Origin of the sequence: Pararcticibacter amylolyticus (assembly GCF_003130405.1) — a bacterium.
Lineage (GTDB): Bacteria > Bacteroidota > Bacteroidia > Sphingobacteriales > Sphingobacteriaceae > Arcticibacter > Arcticibacter amylolyticus.
In genome coordinates this window covers 39,705-60,013 of sequence record NZ_QEAS01000007.1, presented here as the reverse complement: position 1 = coordinate 60,013, position 20,309 = coordinate 39,705, and the positions used below count along the sequence as shown (strand labels likewise).

Below are 20,309 nucleotides of genomic sequence, written 5' to 3'. Positions count from 1 at the left end.
TAGAAGAGTCAGGTACAATATGTTCACGGATGTCAATGTTGAAAAACAAGCACTAAACCAGGTTCTGATTTGTCGCCTTTTGTTGCCGACATCAATCCAATCTCATCGATCAATGCCCCGGGAATAACTACCGTATCTCCTTTTATAATTATCTTTTGGGTTACATCGACAGCTCTGTCTCCGGCTAAATCCTGAGCAAATATTCGTTTAATAGTAGCCGGAGTTTTTAGCTGTATGCTAAGCTCGTTAAAATGGCCGAACACGCCTAAAGGTTTATTCAGGCTGTCAGTCTTTAACATCACATTTGCACGCGGAGTAATGTATTCCCTTTTTATTGTCCTGCCAATCGCTGCAACGGCTATTGCGCCGTTAGGATATTTAGACGCCAGTATATAGGGCTGTACTGTATCACCATCCTTCAGCGTAACAACGGGCTTTCCAAGTCCGCGGGTAATGATTGCAGGGGCCGACATAGAATTGATGTCACCGGCTTTACGATCCATCCATGTTTCGTTTTTCTCCATCACCCAGTAGTCATGCAATTGCATCGTGTCTATAAAAACCTCGTTCCTGTTTATTTCAAAAGGCACTGCTATCCGATGCCACCGTACCGCTCTCACCACTTCGTCAATCCTGTTTTTAAGATCGCGTCCACTGGGTGGGAAAACCATATCCTGAACACCATTAGGCAGCTTGCCGCTAAACTCGTGCCTCATAACACCGATTGCGCAGCCTGTTCCTGCCGCTATGTACGGCTCGTCCTCACAGTTGATAATACTTGTAGCTTTTCCGGGCGGCAGATGTGATAATGCACTACCGATGCGTGCGATTGTATGGGGGACTGCGATAATATTTTCTACATCGTAAGTCCGGTACAATTCGGCCTTGCCAAGAACCGAGGGGATAAGTGCATGTTCGATTTTCAGGCGGGGTGCAACTTGTTTTCCAAGATCAGTTAGAAATCCGCGCCATTCAGGGCTTCTGTCTTTTTCGCCCCAGTCGACTTTCCAGTACCCTACACCTGCTGTGTCCATCCATTGAAGACGCTCCGTCCAGTATTCAACGCTATCTCCGGTTTTGTATTTTGGTGCTTCCTGTGCACATATCCAAAGGCCTAAACCTCTCCAGCCGGCATTTTTGATCTTATCTGATAAGATTTTTAAGCGCTGTGCCGGCTTTCTTCCGGCTACAGAGGGGAACCTGGCTGAGTCAACGATCAGGCTTCCGAAGTAACTTTTGTCGCCATCGAGCGGCGCATCCCATGAATCGTCCAGGAGGAAATAAAGATCGCGATTCACTTTTTTGAACATCGCGGCCCAATGCTCGTACTGGCCTTTGCCGAAAATATTCTTTTCATTCATTGCATTTCTCTGCGATTCCGTCGACGAGAAACTGGTAACATACCCCTGTAAGTTCCAGGTGCAAAAGTAGTCAGGCGCTTGTGACGGCTTTTCGGGGATAAGAGATGCTATCTTTTTAGATGAACTACATCCAAATAAAAAAAAGGAGCAGGCTATCGCGGTATAAATTTTTTTGTTCATAAAGAAGCATTTATTAAGTTCCTCATAAGCCCTGGGCTAAAGAAGAAATGACCGGACCATTGCTAAATGTATATCCGGTCATTTATCTAACGTTGTTTAACGACTACATATAAAGCTGGGCTTTCTATTGAAAGTCAGAATCTCTTATTGCAAACTGGCAGCCCAGCCGCCGTTCCGTACCATGGTAATGGTCATCTTATCTCCGGATTTAACTTCTTTGGTCTTCTTACGGTAATCCATTGCCTGCCTTCCGGCATTTATACCATCCTCAAAATAGGTCATGGTATAAGTCTTGCCTTTGGGTAAAAAGTCAAAGTTCAGTTCAACTTCACGGGTATCTTCTTTACCGTTTACCATCCCGCCAATGAACCATTTCTGGCCTTTGCGTTTAGCAACTACGGCTATCTGGCCGGCATCGGCAATCAGTGCTTTTGTCTCGTCCCACGTAGTAGGTACACTGGTTATGAATTCAGTGCAGTCGGCATTGCGATAGTACAATGTCGGGTTATCGCACAGCATGGATAAACCGCTTTCGAAAACCACATACATGGCCAGCTGATTAACACGGGTACCAACAGCGGCAGCATTAGGGCGATCGGCACGGTAAACATTGGGTTGCATGTTAATCATAGCACCGGGCGTAAAATCCATCGGACCAACAGCATTACGCATGAATGGCAGATAAGTGCTGTTATCCGGCGAACAGCCTCCCATATTCTCCAGACCCCGCACACCTTCGTAAGTTAACAGGTTTGGATACTTATACTCCAGTCCGGAAGGTTTGAAAGCGCCATGGAAATCAACAAATATTTCATTTTTTGCGGCTTCCTTCACAACATTTTCGTAGTAATTCACCATCCATTGGTCGCTGCGGTCCATAAAGTCAATCTTTACTCCTTTAATGCCCCAGTCATGGAAAGTCTTGAACAAATCCATGTTATTGTGAACAGTCAGCCAAGTAAGCCACAAAATAATCCCGACGTTCTTTTGTTTGCCATAACGGATCAGTTCTTTGAGATCGACTTTCGGATTAGGGGTGTAAGGATCAGTGGTGGTTTTTGCCCAACCTTCGTCCATTACGATATATTTAACCCCATATTTGGAGGCGAAATCAATATAATATTTATAAGTATCTAGATTATAGCCCGATACAAAATTCACATCGGGACCGTAAGGAGTTGCATCGTTCCACCACTCCCAGCTGGCCTGTCCGGGTTTTATCCAGTTAGGATCGCTGACAGCGCTTTTCGGTGCCAGTTTAAGGGTCATGGTGTTCTCCAGGATTTGTTTATCATCGCTGGTGATCAAAAAATAGCGCCACGGAAAGCTCCGGGTGCCTCTGGTTTTGGCGATGTAGTCAGCTGTCTTAAGGATCTTCTGACTACGATCGCCGTCCGGACCGAACTCCAGCGGTGCCTTGGGAAAAGTCCCGATAGCGCCATTCTCACCCGTTCCCTTCAGAAAGAGACCGGGATAGTCTGATAAATCAGATTCGCTGATCAGTATCTTATATTTATTTTTCGTCCCGATCAATACAGGAAGTGTCGACATCTTATCCTCCGGTTTCCAGCTCATTGACGAAACGTGCGTATAAGGCTCCTCGGATGATGTCTTAAAATCGCCGGTCTGCTGCAGGTTTAATACGTAATCCTCCGGAAAACCAATGCTGAAATCCTCAGTCATTACTTCAATATCACCTTTTTGGGCGGTGATAAAACGGTAAGCGATGCCCTCATCATAAGCGCGGAACTCCACTGAGAAGTTGCCCTTAAAGTTCAGCAACAACGAATTGAAAACGCTTTTCACTGTTGAGAATTTAACAGGGACATAGGGTTTGATCACTTCTTCGCCTTTTGTCTTCTTTGATGACGCCAGTTTTGGGTTAACGCCCAGCTTCCCGTCAGCCAGGCTAAGACCCAGATGGTTTTTAATAAGCAGCTCTTTGCCATCGGCGGCCACGGAGTAATATATTTTATCACTAAGTGTGACCGACACCTTCAATTGCCCGTTTGGCGATGTAAGGTCGATTGGCTTTTGCGCTGCGAGGCGCCCGGATGCCGCCAAAAGCAGGAGACAGAAAGCAAATTTGTTGATGAACTTCATGTATTGATCGTTTTGGTTTTATAATCTGAAATAAATATAGTTTAATAAGCACCAATTTCAGCCATATTTGAGAATTGTTCGCTATGTGTTGTAACGATGGTGAATTTGAGATAACGTGCTTCGACAAAATCCGGCAGCCATATTTTTTGCTGTGACTGTACAGGCTGCAAGTGAATACCAGCAGCTTTTATCCATTCATTATTATCTAAACTGTAGCTGATCACAACTGAATCCGCCTTACCGGCGATGCCACTTGCCTGTCTTTGGATAAAATTACATCCGTGGACGGTTGTTGTCGTACCCATGTCAACAGTTAAATAGTGAGGTAGCCGGCTGCCGCTGCCTGTCCACTGTGAATGCCAGAAAGTATTGATGTCATTATCAAACGCAAATATAGCCCGTCCGTTATTTGGTCCTTCACCGCTGGATTCCTGTGTTGAAAAATCGATTACCTTCCAGCCAGAGCGGTCATAATCGGGATAATTTGCAATATCCGGCTCGCACCTTACCAGGAAAAAGGTTGTTTTAAGATTCGCATTTGTCATATGATCAGAGGTAATCGTGATAGGGATCAAATAGGTCTTAAAGAGTTTCATTCCTGCGCCGGTGGTTTTTATAGCCAACTTCAGCGGCTCGGTCGCGAACGTGCCTTTCTTTATTACCGCCTCGGCACCACTTAACTGAAACGATTCTGCCGGTGGTATTTCATACGAAGTATGATTCGTTGAGTTATAGGCAGCAGCCATATCCTGGTCTACATGGAAAGAAACCTTGATGTCACCATCAGGAGACTTTCTGCCGCCAACATTCGCTCCGTAAATCAGAGTCTGATCTTCTGCTTTTTCTATTAGCGTCCTGATAACGGCGCCTTTTACCGCCTGAGGCATGTATAGCTGGTTATATTGTGGTTCATCCTGATCGGGCTGGTTAATTTCATCTTTGCACCCCTGAAAAAAATAGCAAAGGGACAGAAGTATAACTATTTTACTGTATGTCGTTTTTTTCATGATTAATAGTTTTGGTTATTAACTTATTAATAATTGGTCGTCACCATTTGGCTTTCTATGGAAACCATAGCGCTATCAGATTCTTGTTAATTACTTACTCTCCTATAGGGTTGGGAATGGCTACGTTAGTGCCAATAGCGGTCCCAAATTCTGGCGAGCCATCGGCATTCCAGGTAAGTTTCTGCATCCGGCTTGTCCGGGCCGCATTTGGCTGGTTAGGCACACTGCGCGCATGATAGATAAACCAGTTCTCAGTTTGAGTCCCCCCCTTGTCATCTGTCTTGCTGCTAGTAAAAAAGCCATTATGCCCGGGGCCATAAACTCCGTTGTTGTCGCTTCGCCCGAAAACCTGTTTTTTGTTGATCCAGTCTGCTGCAACCAGAGGATTGCCCCCCTCTTTTAGCTGAATTTGGGCGAGGCAGTAGTTATCGCTGGTATAGCGGCTGGCGGAGAAAATAACAAATAGCGGACTGTTCGCATCACGTTGCAAAGCTATCGGACCCTCATTTACACCGATACCCATAGAGCTGGGTTCGTATTTTTCCCATACGTTCGTTGGCGTTGATATCGGTACCCTTGGTCCGCTAAGTGTCCAGGGGTTAGACATCGGCGCTATATAGATAAGTTGTTTAAACCTCTCCGAAACGCTTTCCCATCCGGACCATATCAGGTAGTTTTTGTCGCCAATGGTAAGTATCGAGCCGTCTATAGCCCATTGATCATTGGTTGCATCAAATATCTTGCCCTTAAATGTCCATGTTCCCTGCGTGGGATCGGCGTTTCCGTTTTCGAGCACAAACATGCGGTTACTATTCTCAACACCACTTTGGGAGGCGGCGAAATAGATGTACCACTTTCCTGAAAGAAAATGAAGTTCCGGCGCCCAGATATCAGCAGAGTATTCGGTATTCTGCGCTGGCGTCCATACTACCTTGTTTGCTGCGGTAGCAAGCTTCGACATCGCACGCGTTTTTGCAATGGCTATATCACCGCCCCGTGTAGACAAGAAATAATAGTAACCGTCTTTTTGCGCTACAAAGGGGTCCGCGCCATCTATCAAAGGGTTTTTGAAAGATTTCGCCTGTTCTACGGGCGGATCAACTCTGATACTGGTGTCCTCTGTTTTACTCTTTTTACAGGACTGAGCAAACAGGGAGATTGAAGCAACGGATAATATTAGTAATATCTTTCTCATAAAAGGACTATATATTTGGTAAAAACTGGCCCTTTTCATGCCTTGGGGCATAAAAAGGCACTGACTTATCCCCTTACCAGCCAGGGTTCTGAACCATTGATTTATTTCTGTCCAGTTCAGACTGCGGAATAGGCCATAAATACATTTTCTTCATAAAGACCCTGGTCTCAAATCGTGTCCGGTTGTAGAAATTGGCAGAGCTGAAGTCGTCTCCTGCGAGCACATTCATGCCGTACATTCCTCCGTTATCTCCATATAACCGTCTTTCTTCAGGCCTTTGAGTATCAACTTTGTCGGAGAGCAACCGGCGGCGCGTAGTGAAATAACGATCTCCTTCGAAACATAACTCAACCTGCCGTTCCCTGATAATATATTCCAGCTGTTTAGCCTTATTTCCTTTGATATCCGGATATGTATCAAATATGCTGGGGAGGCCGGCACGTTCTCTGATTAAATCCCAGTATTTTTGGATGTCCGGATTGCCCGGGTCATATTCGTTAAGAGCTTCAATATAGTTGAGATATATTTCAGCTAAGCGGATATAGGTGTGCTGACGCCAGGAGCCGAATTGGTCCCGGTAAGGGTTGCTGTCGGGGTGGGTGAATTTAAGCATCAAATAGCCTGTTGATGAGTGATCGGTGGAGCCTGATCCGGATACACCCGACGAGTACAATTCAACTCTACCCCATCCGTTCTTGTTCTTATTACTCGAATACACATTCCTGTCATCATTCGAAACCTGGGGCAAGGGCCGGCCGTTGTACACGATACTGGCATAAAAGCGGGCTTCCCTGTTGGCGTACATATTCCATTCGCCAACGCGGTTCCCCCATGAATTACCCGACCTGACCTCGTCCACATTGTCTCTTTTCCAGTTAGGATGTGCAGACTGAGCAAATCCCGTCTCCTGGTATGAGGATGCAGGGTCTTCGATTGTCCTTCCGTTGTTCATGAAAAATGCATCAACGATCCGCTGAGTAGGGCCTAAACCATTCCAACCGCCGGGCCTGGGAGTCATATGCCTTTCCAGCTCGGATATGTCTCTGTTCTCTCCTCTTGCAGTTCCCCATAAAACCTCACAGTTCCATTTTGCCAAATGGACGTCCCTGACCGATTTATAGGGATTGAAAGTTGCATCTCCGTTTTCATTATTCTTATAAAGCCTGATTTCCTGTCCCGCCGGAGAGGATGCAGCCGCATCTATTACTGCCTTAGCAGCCGCAGCAGCCTGTCTCCACTTATCCTCACTATAGGTCGTACTGGTCAGTGGAGTGCCGTCCGGATTCTTAAATGAAGCATAATCGGGGTTCCCATTCCATTGAGGGCTCGCCGCCATCAGAAGAACCTGCGATTTAACAGCTTTACAGGCAACCTGATCGGGCTTACCCAGCCATTTGGGGCTTGATTTCCATGTGAATGGAAGATCGGCTGACGCTTCATCCATCATCTGGCAGATATACTCAACACAACGGTCATAAGGAGTTCTGGGGTATTTATTCCAGTCATCATCAAAAGTTGTTTCTTTGTCTATCAAAACAAAAGGACCGTACTGTCTGAGTAAGCGCCAGTAATAGTAGCCTCTCAAAAATTTAACCTCTGCTTTATATTGCTTCTTCAGCGATTCGGTTAGCTGGAAGCTCTTGTCGACATTGTTTTCAAAAACAAAGGAAGCCCTGATTGACTGATAAAAGTCTGGCCAGGGGTTGTGGTAAACATTAGTCGGGGCCCAGTTGCCAACGTTGATGCTCGCCGTCTGATAACGTTCCCACACAACGTCCAGTTCATCTGCTGCCCCGACCCACGGCGACCCACTGTAAATGTTGATGTCATCCGGCAACTGAGAGTATACGTTATATAAATAAGCTTCCGTTTCTTTCTGGCTTTTCCAGACTATATCCATTGTCTTCTGGTCGTCAGGCATCTTGTCTAAATAATCGGAGCACGAACTTGACGCCAGCAGACAAAAGACAAGAACTGCGTTGATGATATGTTTGATTTTCATGTTAGTATATTTTAAAAGCCAGCTCTTAATCCTACGTTCATTTTTCGCTGGAGGGGATAGGAATCTCCCCGCCCTTTCCCGATTTCCGGGTCCCACATTTTGAATTTGGAGAAAAGTGCCATATTACTCCCATGGAAATAAATGCGCAGGCCTTTCATTGCAAGCGGTTTCACGAAGCGCTTAGGAAAACTATAGCCTACTTCCACATCAGCCAGACGAAGGAAACTGCCGTCGTAGAGCCATTTCGTAGAGCTTCTGTAGTTATTATTAGAGTTACCAATGCTCAGCCTGGGGTAGAAAGCATCCTGACGAGGATTATCTTCCGTCCATCTGTCGAGGGTCTGCACAAACAGGTTTCCTCTGTCGCCTCCTTCCTGGAAGGGAACAAAGCCTTCTCCTCCCAGCATATAGGAAACCCGGTCCTGTCCTCTGAAGAACATTCCCACATCAAATCCTTTAAACCCTACCTGGAATCCGAACCCATAAATGAGTTCCGGTATACCGGAGTACCCGATCGGGACTTCGTCATAAGCGTCGATGACGCCATCTCCGTTTACGTCCTGGTACCTCACGTCCCCGGGGCGAACGGTACCAAATGTTTGGTTGGGGCTATTATCAATTTCCGCCTGGTCTTTAAAATAACCTAAAGCAATAAGTCCGAACTGCTGGTCCAGTTTCTGTCCCGTCCGGTTTTGATAAGTATATTTCCAATCAGGTTCATCCTGCTCAAGAATTTTGTTTTTTGTAAAAGTTGCATTACCATATACACGCGTATTTACTTTACCAAACTGGTGATTTAGTTCGAGGGTGCCGTCTATACCTTGATTCCTCATTTTCCCCAGATTGGCAAACGGAGCCTGCCTGATACCTACTATAGTGGGTAGCGAGTTGCGCTGTACCAGTATATCCGACCTCTTTTCATGAAAATAATCCACTTCTAAAGAAGCTGCACCTTTGAAAAATTCGGCCTGAATTCCAATATTCGACTTCAAACCCTTTTCCCAGGAAAGATTAGCTACTCCATATTGATTTTCACCTGTTCCGTAGTACCTGTTTCCATCCCCAAACCAATAATCGCCAAGTCCTCCGCCTACAATAGAAAGATAGCCGTACCTACGACCACCGGGAAGCGCTTCAGCACCAACCAGTCCGAGAGAGCCCTTTAGTTTGAGCATGTTAATAATATCCGCTATTTTATGATCCTTCCAGAAGTTCTCGCTGGAAACCAGATAGCCTACGGCTCCGGCAGGGAAAAGGCCGAACCGCTGATTTTTCGGAAAGTTCTCGGAACCATTATATCCAAGGTTGAACTCCGCAAAATACCGGTCGAAATAAGAATAGGTAGTTCTGAATGCAATGCCCTGCTTCCGGAAAGGCAGTGATGAAATAGCATCTCCAGCATTACCATCCCTATAATCCCGCTGATAATACATGGCCATAGCCCCAACACGGTGGTCAGCAAAGACCCGGTCATAGTTGAGCTGGGCTTTCATTTCGATCGCGCGGTTGCTGCCTAAAGATTTGTCATAGCCCAGGTACTCATTGCCGATATAGGTCTGTACCAGTTCCAGATCGCCCGTCTCCGGATCACGCCCGTTGGCCAGGTAATAAGAATCCTTTTTATGTCTTTGAGTTAGGGTTTGGTTGTAGGCGTCGAATGAGAACGCTACATTGGCCGTTAATCCACTAAGGGCAGGCACCAGTTTTCCGATATCCTGGGTCAAACGGGTCTGGCCCAGTAACTGACTGCGGTATTCAGTTGAAAAGCCCGAGCCCATTAAACGTTCCGCCGGGTTTTCGGTGGTGTTAGAGGCCGTTCCGGCCCAGACATAATGGGTGCTTCCATCTTCATTAAGTCCCATTGGATATCTTACCGGTATGTTGATGGGGTTGGCAACATATGCCTTATTAAACAGATCGTTTGTACCAGTACCAGGATAACGTGAATCTATAAGATATCCTCCAAGTTCAATTTCCACTGTAGTGGATTTAGTAAGAGAGACATCAACGTTTGTCCTGAAGTTATACCTGTCAAGGTTGATATTTGACTTATATGCATTTTGCGGATTGTCCCGGAAGTTTCCTGACTCCTGGAACGCACTTCCCGCTACAAAATAGCGCGCAACCTGGCCCCCTCCGCGTACATTCAAAGAGACGATACCATTATTAGAATTATCTTTGAAGATCTGGTCGAACCAATTGACGTCAGGGTAAAGATAAGGATCGGCGCCTTCGGCCGTTTTTTCTATTCTTTCCTGCGAGTAGACCTGCTTTCCGGCAGCCTCATTATATAAAGTCATATAGTCTACCCCGCCGAGCAACTTTGGCATCCGTGTGAGCTTACTGATACCGTACTCGGCTTTCAAGCCAATATCAGGAGTTTCCGAAGCTCGTCCCTTACGTGTTGTGATCAAAACGACGCCATTGGCAGCTCTCACCCCGTAAACAGCCGTTGCTGATGCATCCTTGAGGATAGACACACTTTCTATTTCCTCAGGATCGAGATTTTCCATTGCCCGCTCCACTCCGTCCACCAGAATGAGCGGATTTCTGTTAGAGCCAAAGGTCGAGATTCCCCGGATCCAGAAATTGGCATTATCATACCCTGGTTCCCCGGAACGCTGAACAGCGACAATTCCTGCCATCCGGCCTGCCAGTGAGTTGGTCAGCGACCTGGATGCTGTTCTCAGGTCCGACACCCTCACATTAGAAATGGAGCCGATCACGCTGGCCCGGCGTTGAGTACCCATACCGACTACAACTACCTCATCCAGCCCGTTCACATTTTCTTCCATGACAATATCGAGAGATAATGATGCCGGAACAACAGCTGTTACCGGTTTGAACCCGAGGTAGGAAAACAGAAGAGTCTGGCCTTTCGATGCCTGGATAATATAATACCCGTTGGCATCCGAGCTGACTCCGGTAGCCGTTCCCTGGACTTTTACCGAAGCACCTATAATGGGTTGTCCCTTCGAATCAAGTATTTTTCCTTTCACGGGCCGGTCGTCCCTCTGAGTGTTTTCGCGGGGTCTATCCGGGCCTTTCGACTTTAATGATATGTACTTGTCCGACACCGCATAGACAATATTCGTTTGCTTAAGGGCCTTATCAAGTAAATACTGCACCGATTCTTTTCCTGAGGTAACGATTACACGCTGCTGAAGGTCAACATCGTTTTCGTTATAAATAAACAGGTAATCGGTCTGTTTTTCAATCTCAGTGATTAAGGCCGCCAATGAAGTATTTCCATTGCTCTTAATGCTGACCTTTGCTGATTGAGAATAAACTGCTGCTGCACATAAATGTGCGGGCAGAAGGAACGAAAAGAAAATGGATAATCTCATAAAATATCCTGCCGTTAGTTTTTTTAGGATAAGGCAAAGGAGCAGCCTATTATTTTTCATAATTTTGCTTCATAATTAGGGTGTTGATATTACGGTTCAATTGCTAAGTAATTGTAGTAGCTCACTTAAGTCAGGGATATGTTGGCGCATTCCCTGACTTGCTAGTTGACGAAAGTCACGAATCCCTTATATTCATCGTTATTAATTGGTTGTTTAATTGGTTATTTACTATGCGGTCAGTTTCTTATTATGCACAGGGCCTAATAAATTTCAATCTGGTTATCCACCGTTCTGCGGTATTTAAACGGATATATTTTCTGCACGGCTGTTAATATAGTTTCGACCTTATCATTCTCTCTGATCTTACCTGTTAATAAGCTTTTCGCCAGTTTGGGATCCTTTATGATAAAATCCATTCCATACCAGTTGCTCATTGTACTAACAATCCCGCTTAACGACATGTCATCAAACTTGTAGATCCCGCTCTGTAAATAATGGATCTCATTTAACGAGATCTTTCCTCTTATTAATTTCTTATCACTCAGAACGCTGCTTTCCCCGGGCTTTAAGGTCATTTCCTCATTTTTATTATATACTTTAACTGCTCCTTCCAGTAATGAAGTCTTGAACGATTTATCACGCGAGTAGGCGTTTACAACAAAAATGGTCCCCAGTACCTCCACATTAAACTTACCCGTCGTTACAATAAAGGGCTTCTTTTTATTTCTGGCTACGTCGAAAAGGGCTTCGCCATCCAGCTCTATAGCACGTGTATTTCCACTAAACTTTACGGGTGTCCTGATTTTCGATGCAGGTGCTAACCACACTTTTGTGCCGTCAGAAAGTAATACTTCTCTTCTTGTGCCTAATGGTGCCCTGTATTCGGTGTACTTAACCTCCGTGTCTGCTTTGAAAATATATTTTTTAAAAAGGGAGAACAGCCCGGCTACCAGTAATACCACCGCTGCGTATCTGGCGAGTGTGGTACTGAGCTGGCGAATCTTAGCTCCTTTGCGCATTTTTTTAAACTGCAGGTAGCTTTTCTTTGCATATTCTTCATCACCGGTATTCTTCAGCATTTGTGCCAGGGAATACGAGTGTTGAATCTCAACGAACTGCTCCCGGAGTTCGGCATCCTCTTTCATCTTTCCGAAAAGAATGTCTTTCTCATCATCCGACAGCAACCCTGAAAAGTACCTGTATAATAAATCTTCCATGATTTACTGGTTATATGTCCCTATGTCGAATGGCACTATAAAAACTACCAAACAGAATTGAAAAATTTTTATTTTTCTGTTGCGCCCGGCAGTGAGGCCGAAAGCGCGTCTTAATCCCTTTAAATTTATCCGATGATAAAAAGCAGAAGAGGCAAATAGTCTTTTAACTCCTTCCGCATTTTTTGCAATGCGATGGCGATCTGATTCCTCACAGTATTGGGCGATAGCTCTAAATGAGAAGCTATTTCTTCATATTTCATGCCTTTCAGTTTGCTGAGAATAAAAATTTCCCTGCATTTATCGGGCAAGCGGCCTATTGCATTATAAATAATGGTCTCAATTTCATCGTCTGACAAAGAATCGTCGAATGATGATATAGCAAGCAGCTTATATTCAAACTCTTTAAGATAGGTACTTCGTATTTCTTCTTTCTTAGCTTCAGCAGTTATCCTGTGCCGGAGATGATCAATACACTTGTTTTTTACGAGCCGGAAGAGAAAAGCGTTAATGTTTTCAATCGATTCCAGGGTATCCCTCCGCTCCCAGATATATAAAAAACAATCCTGCACTATATTCTCGGCATCAGGCTCCGACAAAATATACTCTCTGCAAAATCTTACCAGCTTGGGGTAATAAATCAGATATATTTCTTCAAAACTTCGATTTCGCCCTTGTTCCTTATCGATCATAGCTGCTCTGAAGGGTAAAGGTAAAACTATTTCGAAAAACCCTGCTGTGATTTATTGAAAGAGAACACAAGTTTCTCTTTCCGGTTACCATGCTATTACGGCCATGTGCCTCTGCTATTTAATGGTCTTGAATTAACTGCGGCAGCAGGCGCTGACCTCTAAATAACTGAAATTTTTATAGATTTGTCACTTATGAAACGTACAAAAATTAAAGACTTATTAAACACTACCGAATTTGGTCAGCAGGTTACAGTAAAAGGTTGGGTAAGAACTTTTCGTAACAACCAGTTTATAGCCATTAATGATGGGTCTTCAATTAATAATATACAGGCAGTTGTTGATTTTACTACGACAGAAGAGAGCGTATTAAAACGGATCACGACTGGCTCAGCGGTTTCAGTAACAGGACAAGTGATTGAATCCCTTGGAAAGGGACAGCGAGTGGAGATTAAAGTGGAACAGCTCGAAATTATAGGTGACTGTGATGCTGAGAAATACCCTCTTCAACCTAAGAAACACAGTCTTGAGTTTTTAAGAGAAATTGCACATCTGCGTTTTCGCACGAATACATTCAATGCTGTATTTAAAGTAAGGAATGCCCTCGCGTATGCTATTCATAAATTCTTTAATGAGAGGGGATTCGTATATATGCACACTCCGGTCATTACCGGTTCTGATGCTGAAGGCGCCGGTGAGATGTTCAGGGTGACCACTCTTGATCTGGATAACCTCCCCCGGACTGAAGACGGCTCAATAAACTATAAGGAAGATTTCTTTGGTAAATCTACGAACCTTACCGTTTCGGGACAATTGGAAGGGGAATTAGCGGCATTAGCTTTTGGAGAGATCTATACCTTCGGTCCTACGTTCAGGGCTGAAAATTCAAATACCACACGGCACCTTGCAGAGTTCTGGATGATTGAGCCGGAAATGGCATTCTATGAGCTGGATGATAATATGGACCTGGCCGAAGAATTGCTGAAATATGTTATCCGTTATGCTCTGGACAATTGCAGTGATGAGCTGGAATTCCTGAAAGGACGCCTGCAGGAAGAAGAAAAACAAAAGCCACAGAACGAACGGTCGGAACTTGATCTGATCACCAAGCTGAACTTTTGTCTCGAAAATGACTTTGAGAGGATCACCTATACAGAGGCTATTCAGATACTTAAAAACTCAAAGCCCAACCAGAAAAAGCAATTTAAATATCTCATCGAGGATTGGGGTGCAGACCTCCAATCAGAACATGAGCGCTATCTGGTTGAGAAACATTTTAAAAAGCCGGTGATCCTGACCGATTACCCTGCTGAAATTAAGGCTTTCTATATGAAGCAAAACAGCACCGACGAACAAGGCAGGAATACTGTACGCGCGATGGATATCCTTTTCCCCGGCATCGGTGAGATTGTCGGAGGGTCGCAGAGGGAGGAGAGTCTCGAAAAACTGGAAAGAAGAATGAAGGAAATGCACATTCCAGTAGAAGAAATGAACTGGTTCCTCGACACACGGCGGTTCGGTTCAGTTCCTCACTCCGGATTTGGACTGGGATTCGAGCGCCTCGTACTGTTTGTCACAGGCATGACTAACATACGGGATGTCATTCCTTTCCCAAGAACCCCCAAGAACGCAGAATTTTAGTTACTATATCTCTCCCCTTTAATCAGGGGAGAGATTAAAATGCCTAAACAATCACCGGCACGGCAGGTTATTTATTTCTACCTCAACTATTGGTAACTCAACTGCTATGAAACGCCTGCCACGCAAAAATGCCGTTTACACTCCTGATTCAGATACGACTGTATTGATCAACTACCAAAAAGGGAAGCAGATCCTGGAAGTAGAATACACAGGTGGAAGGGTCTATCACTATCATCGGGTCCCTCAGGAAATATGGAACGAATACGTTGAGATCATAAAGACCGGCGGCTCTTCCGGCACTTACGTCAATCAGGAGATAAAACCCAGGTTCGGGGATTACGAAGAAGTTTAGAGGAACACTTACTTTTAACTTTCAGCCCGCCAGTCCGAACAACTTTGTTATTTTGCGGTTTTAGTATCATATGGCCTTGAGTCAGGAGAAACTACTAAGCTTCAGGATCACTTCGGTAAAAGAGGAAACAACGTTTGCAAAAACGTATGAACTCGAACTGCCCGATGGCAGAGAGCTGAAATATAAACCGGGACAATTCCTGACTTTCATTATTATGACCGGGAAGCAGGAGCTCAGGCGCTCCTATTCTATTCTGAGTTTGCCCGGAGAACCCCTGAAGATCACCGTCAAAAAGGTGGAAAATGGTGCAATCTCCCGATTTATTCTTCAGCACTGGAAGGAAGGAATGACAGTTACCGCGCTCGCACCGGCAGGCAGGTTTTCCGTCAGTCCTGTGAAAGACAGACCAAGAGATATCTTTTGTTTTGCGGCCGGAAGCGGTATTGTACCCATTCTGCCCCAGATACGATATCTTCTCAAAGAGGAGCCTCAAAGTTGTATACACCTAGTCTTCAGTAACCATCATGAAGCTTCGTCGCTTTTCCTTGATCAGGTAGAATCTCTTGCCGCAGAGCATAGGGAATTACGCCTGACCAATCTCTTTTCCGATCCTGTTGCCAGGATTCATGAACAGGGACATTTGAGCAATATCTTCCTGGAAGCTTTTGTAAAAAAAGAACTCAGGTATTTGCCGGCAGATGCAATATTTCTTGTATGCGGACCTTTCTCCTATATGCGGATGATCCGCATAACTCTTCGTTTTATGCATTTCAGGGAAGAGAATATTCTTAAGGAAAACTTCATCCCGGAGGTTATGCGTTCCGGCAATGTGCACCATCCAAACTTTCCGGACACCAATATCCGGGTACGGATTCATCAGGAATTGCATGAAATAAATGTTCCCGGCGGAAAAGATATCCTCACAGCATCGCTTGAGGCGGGGCTGCTACTGCCCTACAGCTGCCGGGGCGGAATCTGCGGTAATTGCACAGCCATTTGCAGAACCGGCAAAGTTGAGATGAGTATAAATGAAGTGTTAACTGATAATGACATGAAACAGGGCTGGATTTTAACCTGTACAGGCTTCCCGAAGGAAGAAAACACCCTGATAGAATTTGAATAAATAAACCGGAATACTTTAATTTTTTTAAATATGCTGTTGAGAATTTATCCTGAAAACCCAAATGAAAAAGCAATCCAGCAGATTGTGGATGTGCTTAAAAACGGCGGATTAATTATTTATCCTACCGATACGATTTATGGACTTGGGTGCGACATCACCAACCAGAAGGCTATCGAGAAGATATGCCAGTTGCGTGGGATAAAGCCGGAAAAGGCTAACTTTTCATTCATTTGCCACGATCTGAGCCATATTTCCGAATATGTAAAACCCATAGATACATCCGTTTTCAGATTGCTGAAAAAGGCGCTTCCAGGCCCCTACACTTTTATTTTTGAAGCCACCAACAAGGTTCCAAAGCTTCTCAGTTCCAATAAGAAAACAGTTGGCATACGGGTCCCGGATAATAATATTGCCCGTGAGATCGTAAAGCAGTTAGGTAATCCTATTGTATCAACTTCCATACGGGATGAAGATGAAATCCTGGAATATTCAACGGATCCGGAGTTGATTCATGAAAAATTCCGGGACCAGGTAGACATCATTATAGACGCCGGTTATGGCGGCAATATCGCATCTACCGTAGTTGACTGTACAACAGGTGATTTTAAAATCGTAAGACAGGGAAAAGGAAACCTTGCTGAAATATTGTAAGCCAGCCCGGGTTATCCTCCCGGATAGCCCGGCAGACAAATCCTCATTACAGGTTGACGAAAATTAACAGGAAATGCCGCTGCAGGCAATATTCCTGTTAATTTTCAGTTTATATAGCAGGACCAACTTGTTTTATCGCCTGTTTCTTAATTAGCTGAAGCGCGGGATACCGGCTGTAAAACTATGATTACGAAATGAAACACCATATTAATCATAAGATTTCAACCATTCTTTGCAACTATCTTCACCTTGACCGCATATTAAGATGGTTTAATAAGTAAAATAACTTTTACTTTTATGTTCTCTTAACATAAACCTCTATTTTTACATCTCTTTCTATTAAGGAGAGTGGTAAATACATGAATAAATACTATCTAAGTCTTCTTTTCCCAGGAATACTGACACTAAACATGCAGGCATCTGCTCAAAACTCTAAAACTAAATTTATTGATCAGGCAAACATGGATCTGTCAGTAAAGCCGGGCGATGATTTTTATACTTATGCAAGCGGCACCTGGATCAAAAATAACCCGGTCCCGGCGAAAGAAACGCGATGGGGAAGTTTTAATGTTCTCCGCGATTTTAATATCAATGCTGTAAGATCGATACTTGAAGAAGCGGAAAAAAATACGGGGGCACCCGCCGGGTCAGTAGAAAAACGGGTTGGTGACTTCTACACCGCCGGAATGGACAGCATGCGAATTGAAAAACTTGGCTTTACTCCAATAAAAGCAGACCTCACAAGGATTGGCAAGATCAACAGTCTTACCGGTATACTGGATGAAGCAGCCTTCATGCGCACCACCGGTATTGGAAACCCGTTCTTTGGAGCGTATGTAGGTCAGGACAGGAAGAACGTCACTAAAAACATCCCTCAGCTATCTCAGGGAGGCACAACCCTGCCCGACCGGGATTATTACCTGAAAAATGATGCGAGAAGCCTCAAGGTACAGGAGGCATACAAGAATTACATCAAAACCCTGTTTACCCTGACCGGCACTCCGGAGTCAGAGGCGCAGAAGCATGCCAGCACTATATTTAACTTTGAAAAGGAGCTGGCTTCATTGCAGATGAGCAGGGTTGAAATGCGGGATCCGCATAAAACTTATAATAAATTCACGGTAACTGATTTTAACCGTGTTACTCCGGCTATCAACTGGTCGGTACTCCTGCCCAAAATGAAAATCAGCGGACAGGATACCATCCTGGTGAATGTCCCGAAGTTTTTCTCCGGCCTTAATTCTCTTCTGAGCAGTACCCCGGTTAAAGATCTGAAGACTTACCTTGAGTGGAATGTTTTGAAGAACTCTGCCGCCTACCTGAGCTCTCCTTTTGTTGAGGCGAATTTTGCCTTTACCCAGATTCTTACCGGGCAAAAAGTGCAGACTCCAAGATGGCAGCGGATGTCGTCGCTTACCGATAACAATATTGGTGAACTTCTCGGACAACTGTATGTAAAGAAGTATTTTAAGCCGCAAGCAAAAGCCCGGATGCAGGAGCTGATTGAAAACCTTAGGAAAGCCTATGAGATCCGTATTAAAAACATCGACTGGATGAGCGACCCTACTAAGGAGAAGGCTTTGGCCAAGCTCCATGCCTTCAACACCAAGATCGGATACCCTGATAAATGGAAAAGCTACGAAGGCCTGCAGATCAGCCGCACTTCTTTCTTCCAGAACCTGCGCAATGCCGATACATGGGCGTACAATGAAATGGTAAAACAGCTAGGTAAACCAGTTGATCGTTCCCGCTGGGGAATGACTCCTCCTACTGTCAATGCTTATTACAGTCCCGTTATGAATGAGATCGTTTTTCCGGCAGGCATACTCCAGTTCCCCTTCTTTGATCCAAACGCTGATGATGCTGTAAACTACGGAGGCATCGGCGCGGTTATCGGGCACGAGATGTCACACGGCTTCGACGATTCGGGCAGCCAGTACGATAAGGACGGTAATCTGCGGAACTGGTGGACAGAGGAAGACCTGACAAAATTCAAAGCGAAGACGAAAGCATTGGGAGAGCAGTTCGATTCCTATACTGTCCTGGATACTATCCATGTAAACGGCAAACTGACTATGGGCGAAAATATTGGCGACCTTGGCGGACTAAATGCAGCTTATGAAGCATTTAAAATGACTAAACAGGGGCAATCAAATGAGAAGATCGATGGCTTCACTCCCGATCAGCGTTTCTTCCTGTCGTGGGCCCAGGTATGGCGCGGGAATATACTAGCCGAAACAGCGGCACAATTTATCCTCACAGATCCTCATTCTCCAGGCGAATACCGCACTATTGGTGCTCCGGTTAACATGGACGCATGGTACAAAGCCTTCAATGTTCAGGAGGGAGATAAACTCTACAAGAAACCGGAAGACAGGATCCGGATCTGGTAGATCAGCAGCAAGCATTTGTTAACAGGCAGGCTGGGTATTTGTTACTCAGCCTGTTTTTTTATCTTAGGCATTTCTTTTGCCTGTGAAAGGCCTAAGTGCAAGATTAAAGTGAATAAAATAACAGAGAACATACGGAAACTGAAAGACGTAGTGATAATGCTGCCGGCCTTGTTACGCAGCTCTTTCAGCGAATTACAGAAGAATGATCCTTTACGTCTTGCAGGGGCTACTGCATTTTTCACCACCTTTGCTTTACCTCCGATTCTTATTATTCTTATTCAGCTTTTTGGATTGTTTTTCAATGAACAAACTATCAGGCGGGAACTGCTGAGACGGGTTGGCGGGATGATCAGCAAAAACAGTGCTTTGCAGATCCGTGACGTCCTGGAGAATATGAATACGATGAGCCGCCATTGGTATGTTACGCTTCTGGGGTTTATCTTCCTTCTTTTCGTAGCTACCAGTTTGTTTAGTGTGATTAAAAACTCACTGAACCAGATATGGAATATCCGGGTAGTTTCTAAACCGGGATTTATCTTCACGTTAAGACTAAGAGCCAGGGCTCTCGGTATTATTCTTCTGGCGGGACTCCTTTTCGCTGCCGGGCTCATCATTGAAGCAATACAGGCCGTTTTGGGCGATTATCTGTCTTTTATCCTTCCTGAAGCAGATTCTTTATTTGGCAGTGCACTGAACGAATTCTTCTTCATCGTGATTGTTACCATATGGTTTTCGATGCTGTTCCGCTACCTTACCGACGGGCAGCCAGCCTGGAAAGTAGCATGGGCCGGAGGATTCTTTACCGGCATCCTGTTTGCCCTCGGAAAAACCGTATTAAAAAGCATGCTGACCATCAGCAATATCGGTATCATCTACGGTGCATCCGGCTCTATAGTCCTCATCCTTCTTTTTGTGTTTTATTCGGCAATGATATTCTATTTTGGCGGCTGCTTCGTTAAAGCTCTCAGCGATAAACTGAACTGCCCTATTGAAACTCACCAAAAGGCATTCCATTATGAGGTACATGAGATAGTTAAGAAGAGCTGAAAAG

General features: G+C 44.8%; 14 protein-coding genes. 6 read left to right on the top strand and 8 right to left on the bottom strand.

All coding sequences use genetic code 11. The features are described from left to right. Positions 1–32 precede the first annotated feature (32 nt). The 8 genes from DDR33_RS09655 to DDR33_RS09620 all read right to left on the bottom strand — a co-directional run bounded on the left by DDR33_RS09655 (position 33) and on the right by DDR33_RS09620 (position 13,101). A complete protein-coding gene (locus DDR33_RS09655) occupies positions 33–1,541 on the bottom strand; it encodes an alpha-amylase family protein (protein ID WP_109415577.1) in 1,509 nt (502 codons plus the stop codon). Positions 1,542–1,685: 144 nt separating this feature from the next. After that, the gene (locus DDR33_RS09650; protein ID WP_109415576.1) at positions 1,686–3,644 is read right to left on the bottom strand and encodes a glycoside hydrolase family 97 protein; all 1,959 of its coding nucleotides are present in this window, start codon (positions 3,642–3,644) and stop codon (positions 1,686–1,688) included. A gap of 41 nt (positions 3,645–3,685) precedes the next feature. Next, positions 3,686–4,651, bottom strand: coding sequence for a discoidin domain-containing protein (locus DDR33_RS09645; protein ID WP_109415575.1), 966 nt, complete (start codon positions 4,649–4,651; stop codon positions 3,686–3,688). A gap of 94 nt (positions 4,652–4,745) precedes the next feature. After that, the gene (locus tag DDR33_RS09640; RefSeq protein ID WP_109415764.1) at positions 4,746–5,846 is read right to left on the bottom strand and encodes a glycoside hydrolase family 43 protein; all 1,101 of its coding nucleotides are present in this window, start codon (positions 5,844–5,846) and stop codon (positions 4,746–4,748) included. A gap of 73 nt (positions 5,847–5,919) precedes the next feature. After that, a complete protein-coding gene (locus tag DDR33_RS09635) occupies positions 5,920–7,848 on the bottom strand; it encodes a RagB/SusD family nutrient uptake outer membrane protein (RefSeq protein ID WP_109415574.1) in 1,929 nt (642 codons plus the stop codon). 11 nt (positions 7,849–7,859) lie between these two features. After that, positions 7,860–11,195 (bottom strand): TonB-dependent receptor, encoded by a 3,336-nt coding sequence (locus tag DDR33_RS09630; protein ID WP_158280696.1) that lies wholly within the window; start codon positions 11,193–11,195, stop codon positions 7,860–7,862. A gap of 260 nt (positions 11,196–11,455) precedes the next feature. After that, entirely contained in the window at positions 11,456–12,412 is a 957-nt protein-coding gene (locus DDR33_RS09625; RefSeq protein ID WP_109415572.1) for a FecR family protein, read from the bottom strand. Positions 12,413–12,537: 125 nt separating this feature from the next. Continuing rightward, on the bottom strand, positions 12,538–13,101 hold the full coding sequence (locus DDR33_RS09620) for an RNA polymerase sigma-70 factor (protein WP_109415571.1): 564 nt from the start codon (positions 13,099–13,101) through the stop codon (positions 12,538–12,540). 192 nt (positions 13,102–13,293) lie between these two features. Here DDR33_RS09620 and asnS point away from each other — a divergent pair, with 192 nt between their 5' ends. The 6 genes from asnS to DDR33_RS09590 all read left to right on the top strand — a co-directional run bounded on the left by asnS (position 13,294) and on the right by DDR33_RS09590 (position 20,305). Continuing rightward, entirely contained in the window at positions 13,294–14,739 is a 1,446-nt protein-coding gene (gene asnS, locus DDR33_RS09615; RefSeq protein ID WP_109415570.1) for an asparagine--tRNA ligase, read from the top strand. Positions 14,740–14,845: 106 nt separating this feature from the next. Beyond that, positions 14,846–15,091, top strand: a complete 246-nt coding sequence (locus DDR33_RS09610; RefSeq protein ID WP_109415569.1) for a KTSC domain-containing protein — start codon at positions 14,846–14,848, stop codon at positions 15,089–15,091. A gap of 70 nt (positions 15,092–15,161) precedes the next feature. After that, positions 15,162–16,214 (top strand): iron-sulfur cluster-binding domain-containing protein, encoded by a 1,053-nt coding sequence (locus tag DDR33_RS09605; protein WP_109415568.1) that lies wholly within the window; start codon positions 15,162–15,164, stop codon positions 16,212–16,214. A 30-nt stretch (positions 16,215–16,244) separates the two neighbouring features. After that, positions 16,245–16,865 carry an L-threonylcarbamoyladenylate synthase gene (locus DDR33_RS09600; RefSeq protein WP_109415567.1) on the top strand — a complete coding sequence of 207 codons (621 nt, stop codon included), beginning with the start codon at positions 16,245–16,247 and terminating at the stop codon, positions 16,863–16,865. A gap of 359 nt (positions 16,866–17,224) precedes the next feature. Next, positions 17,225–19,258 (top strand): M13 family metallopeptidase, encoded by a 2,034-nt coding sequence (locus DDR33_RS09595; RefSeq protein WP_109415566.1) that lies wholly within the window; start codon positions 17,225–17,227, stop codon positions 19,256–19,258. A gap of 108 nt (positions 19,259–19,366) precedes the next feature. Continuing rightward, the gene (locus tag DDR33_RS09590) at positions 19,367–20,305 is read left to right on the top strand and encodes a YihY/virulence factor BrkB family protein (RefSeq protein ID WP_238387744.1); all 939 of its coding nucleotides are present in this window, start codon (positions 19,367–19,369) and stop codon (positions 20,303–20,305) included. Positions 20,306–20,309: the final 4 nt, after the last annotated feature.

Bases quoted from the DNA above. Each gene is read 5' to 3' on its own strand.
- DDR33_RS09655 (WP_109415577.1), bottom strand. From the start codon at position 1,541: ATGAACAAAAAAATTTATACCGCGATAGCCTGCTCCTTTTTTTTATTT.
- DDR33_RS09650 (WP_109415576.1), bottom strand. From the start codon at position 3,644: ATGAAGTTCATCAACAAATTTGCTTTCTGTCTCCTGCTTTTGGCGGCA.
- DDR33_RS09645 (WP_109415575.1), bottom strand. From the start codon at position 4,651: ATGAAAAAAACGACATACAGTAAAATAGTTATACTTCTGTCCCTTTGC.
- DDR33_RS09640 (WP_109415764.1), bottom strand. From the start codon at position 5,846: ATGAGAAAGATATTACTAATATTATCCGTTGCTTCAATCTCCCTGTTT.
- DDR33_RS09635 (WP_109415574.1), bottom strand. From the start codon at position 7,848: ATGAAAATCAAACATATCATCAACGCAGTTCTTGTCTTTTGTCTGCTG.
- DDR33_RS09630 (WP_158280696.1), bottom strand. From the start codon at position 11,195: ATGAGATTATCCATTTTCTTTTCGTTCCTTCTGCCCGCACATTTATGT.
- DDR33_RS09625 (WP_109415572.1), bottom strand. From the start codon at position 12,412: ATGGAAGATTTATTATACAGGTACTTTTCAGGGTTGCTGTCGGATGAT.
- DDR33_RS09620 (WP_109415571.1), bottom strand. From the start codon at position 13,101: ATGATCGATAAGGAACAAGGGCGAAATCGAAGTTTTGAAGAAATATAT.
- asnS (WP_109415570.1), top strand. From the start codon at position 13,294: ATGAAACGTACAAAAATTAAAGACTTATTAAACACTACCGAATTTGGT.
- DDR33_RS09610 (WP_109415569.1), top strand. From the start codon at position 14,846: ATGAAACGCCTGCCACGCAAAAATGCCGTTTACACTCCTGATTCAGAT.
- DDR33_RS09605 (WP_109415568.1), top strand. From the start codon at position 15,162: ATGGCCTTGAGTCAGGAGAAACTACTAAGCTTCAGGATCACTTCGGTA.
- DDR33_RS09600 (WP_109415567.1), top strand. From the start codon at position 16,245: ATGCTGTTGAGAATTTATCCTGAAAACCCAAATGAAAAAGCAATCCAG.
- DDR33_RS09595 (WP_109415566.1), top strand. From the start codon at position 17,225: ATGAATAAATACTATCTAAGTCTTCTTTTCCCAGGAATACTGACACTA.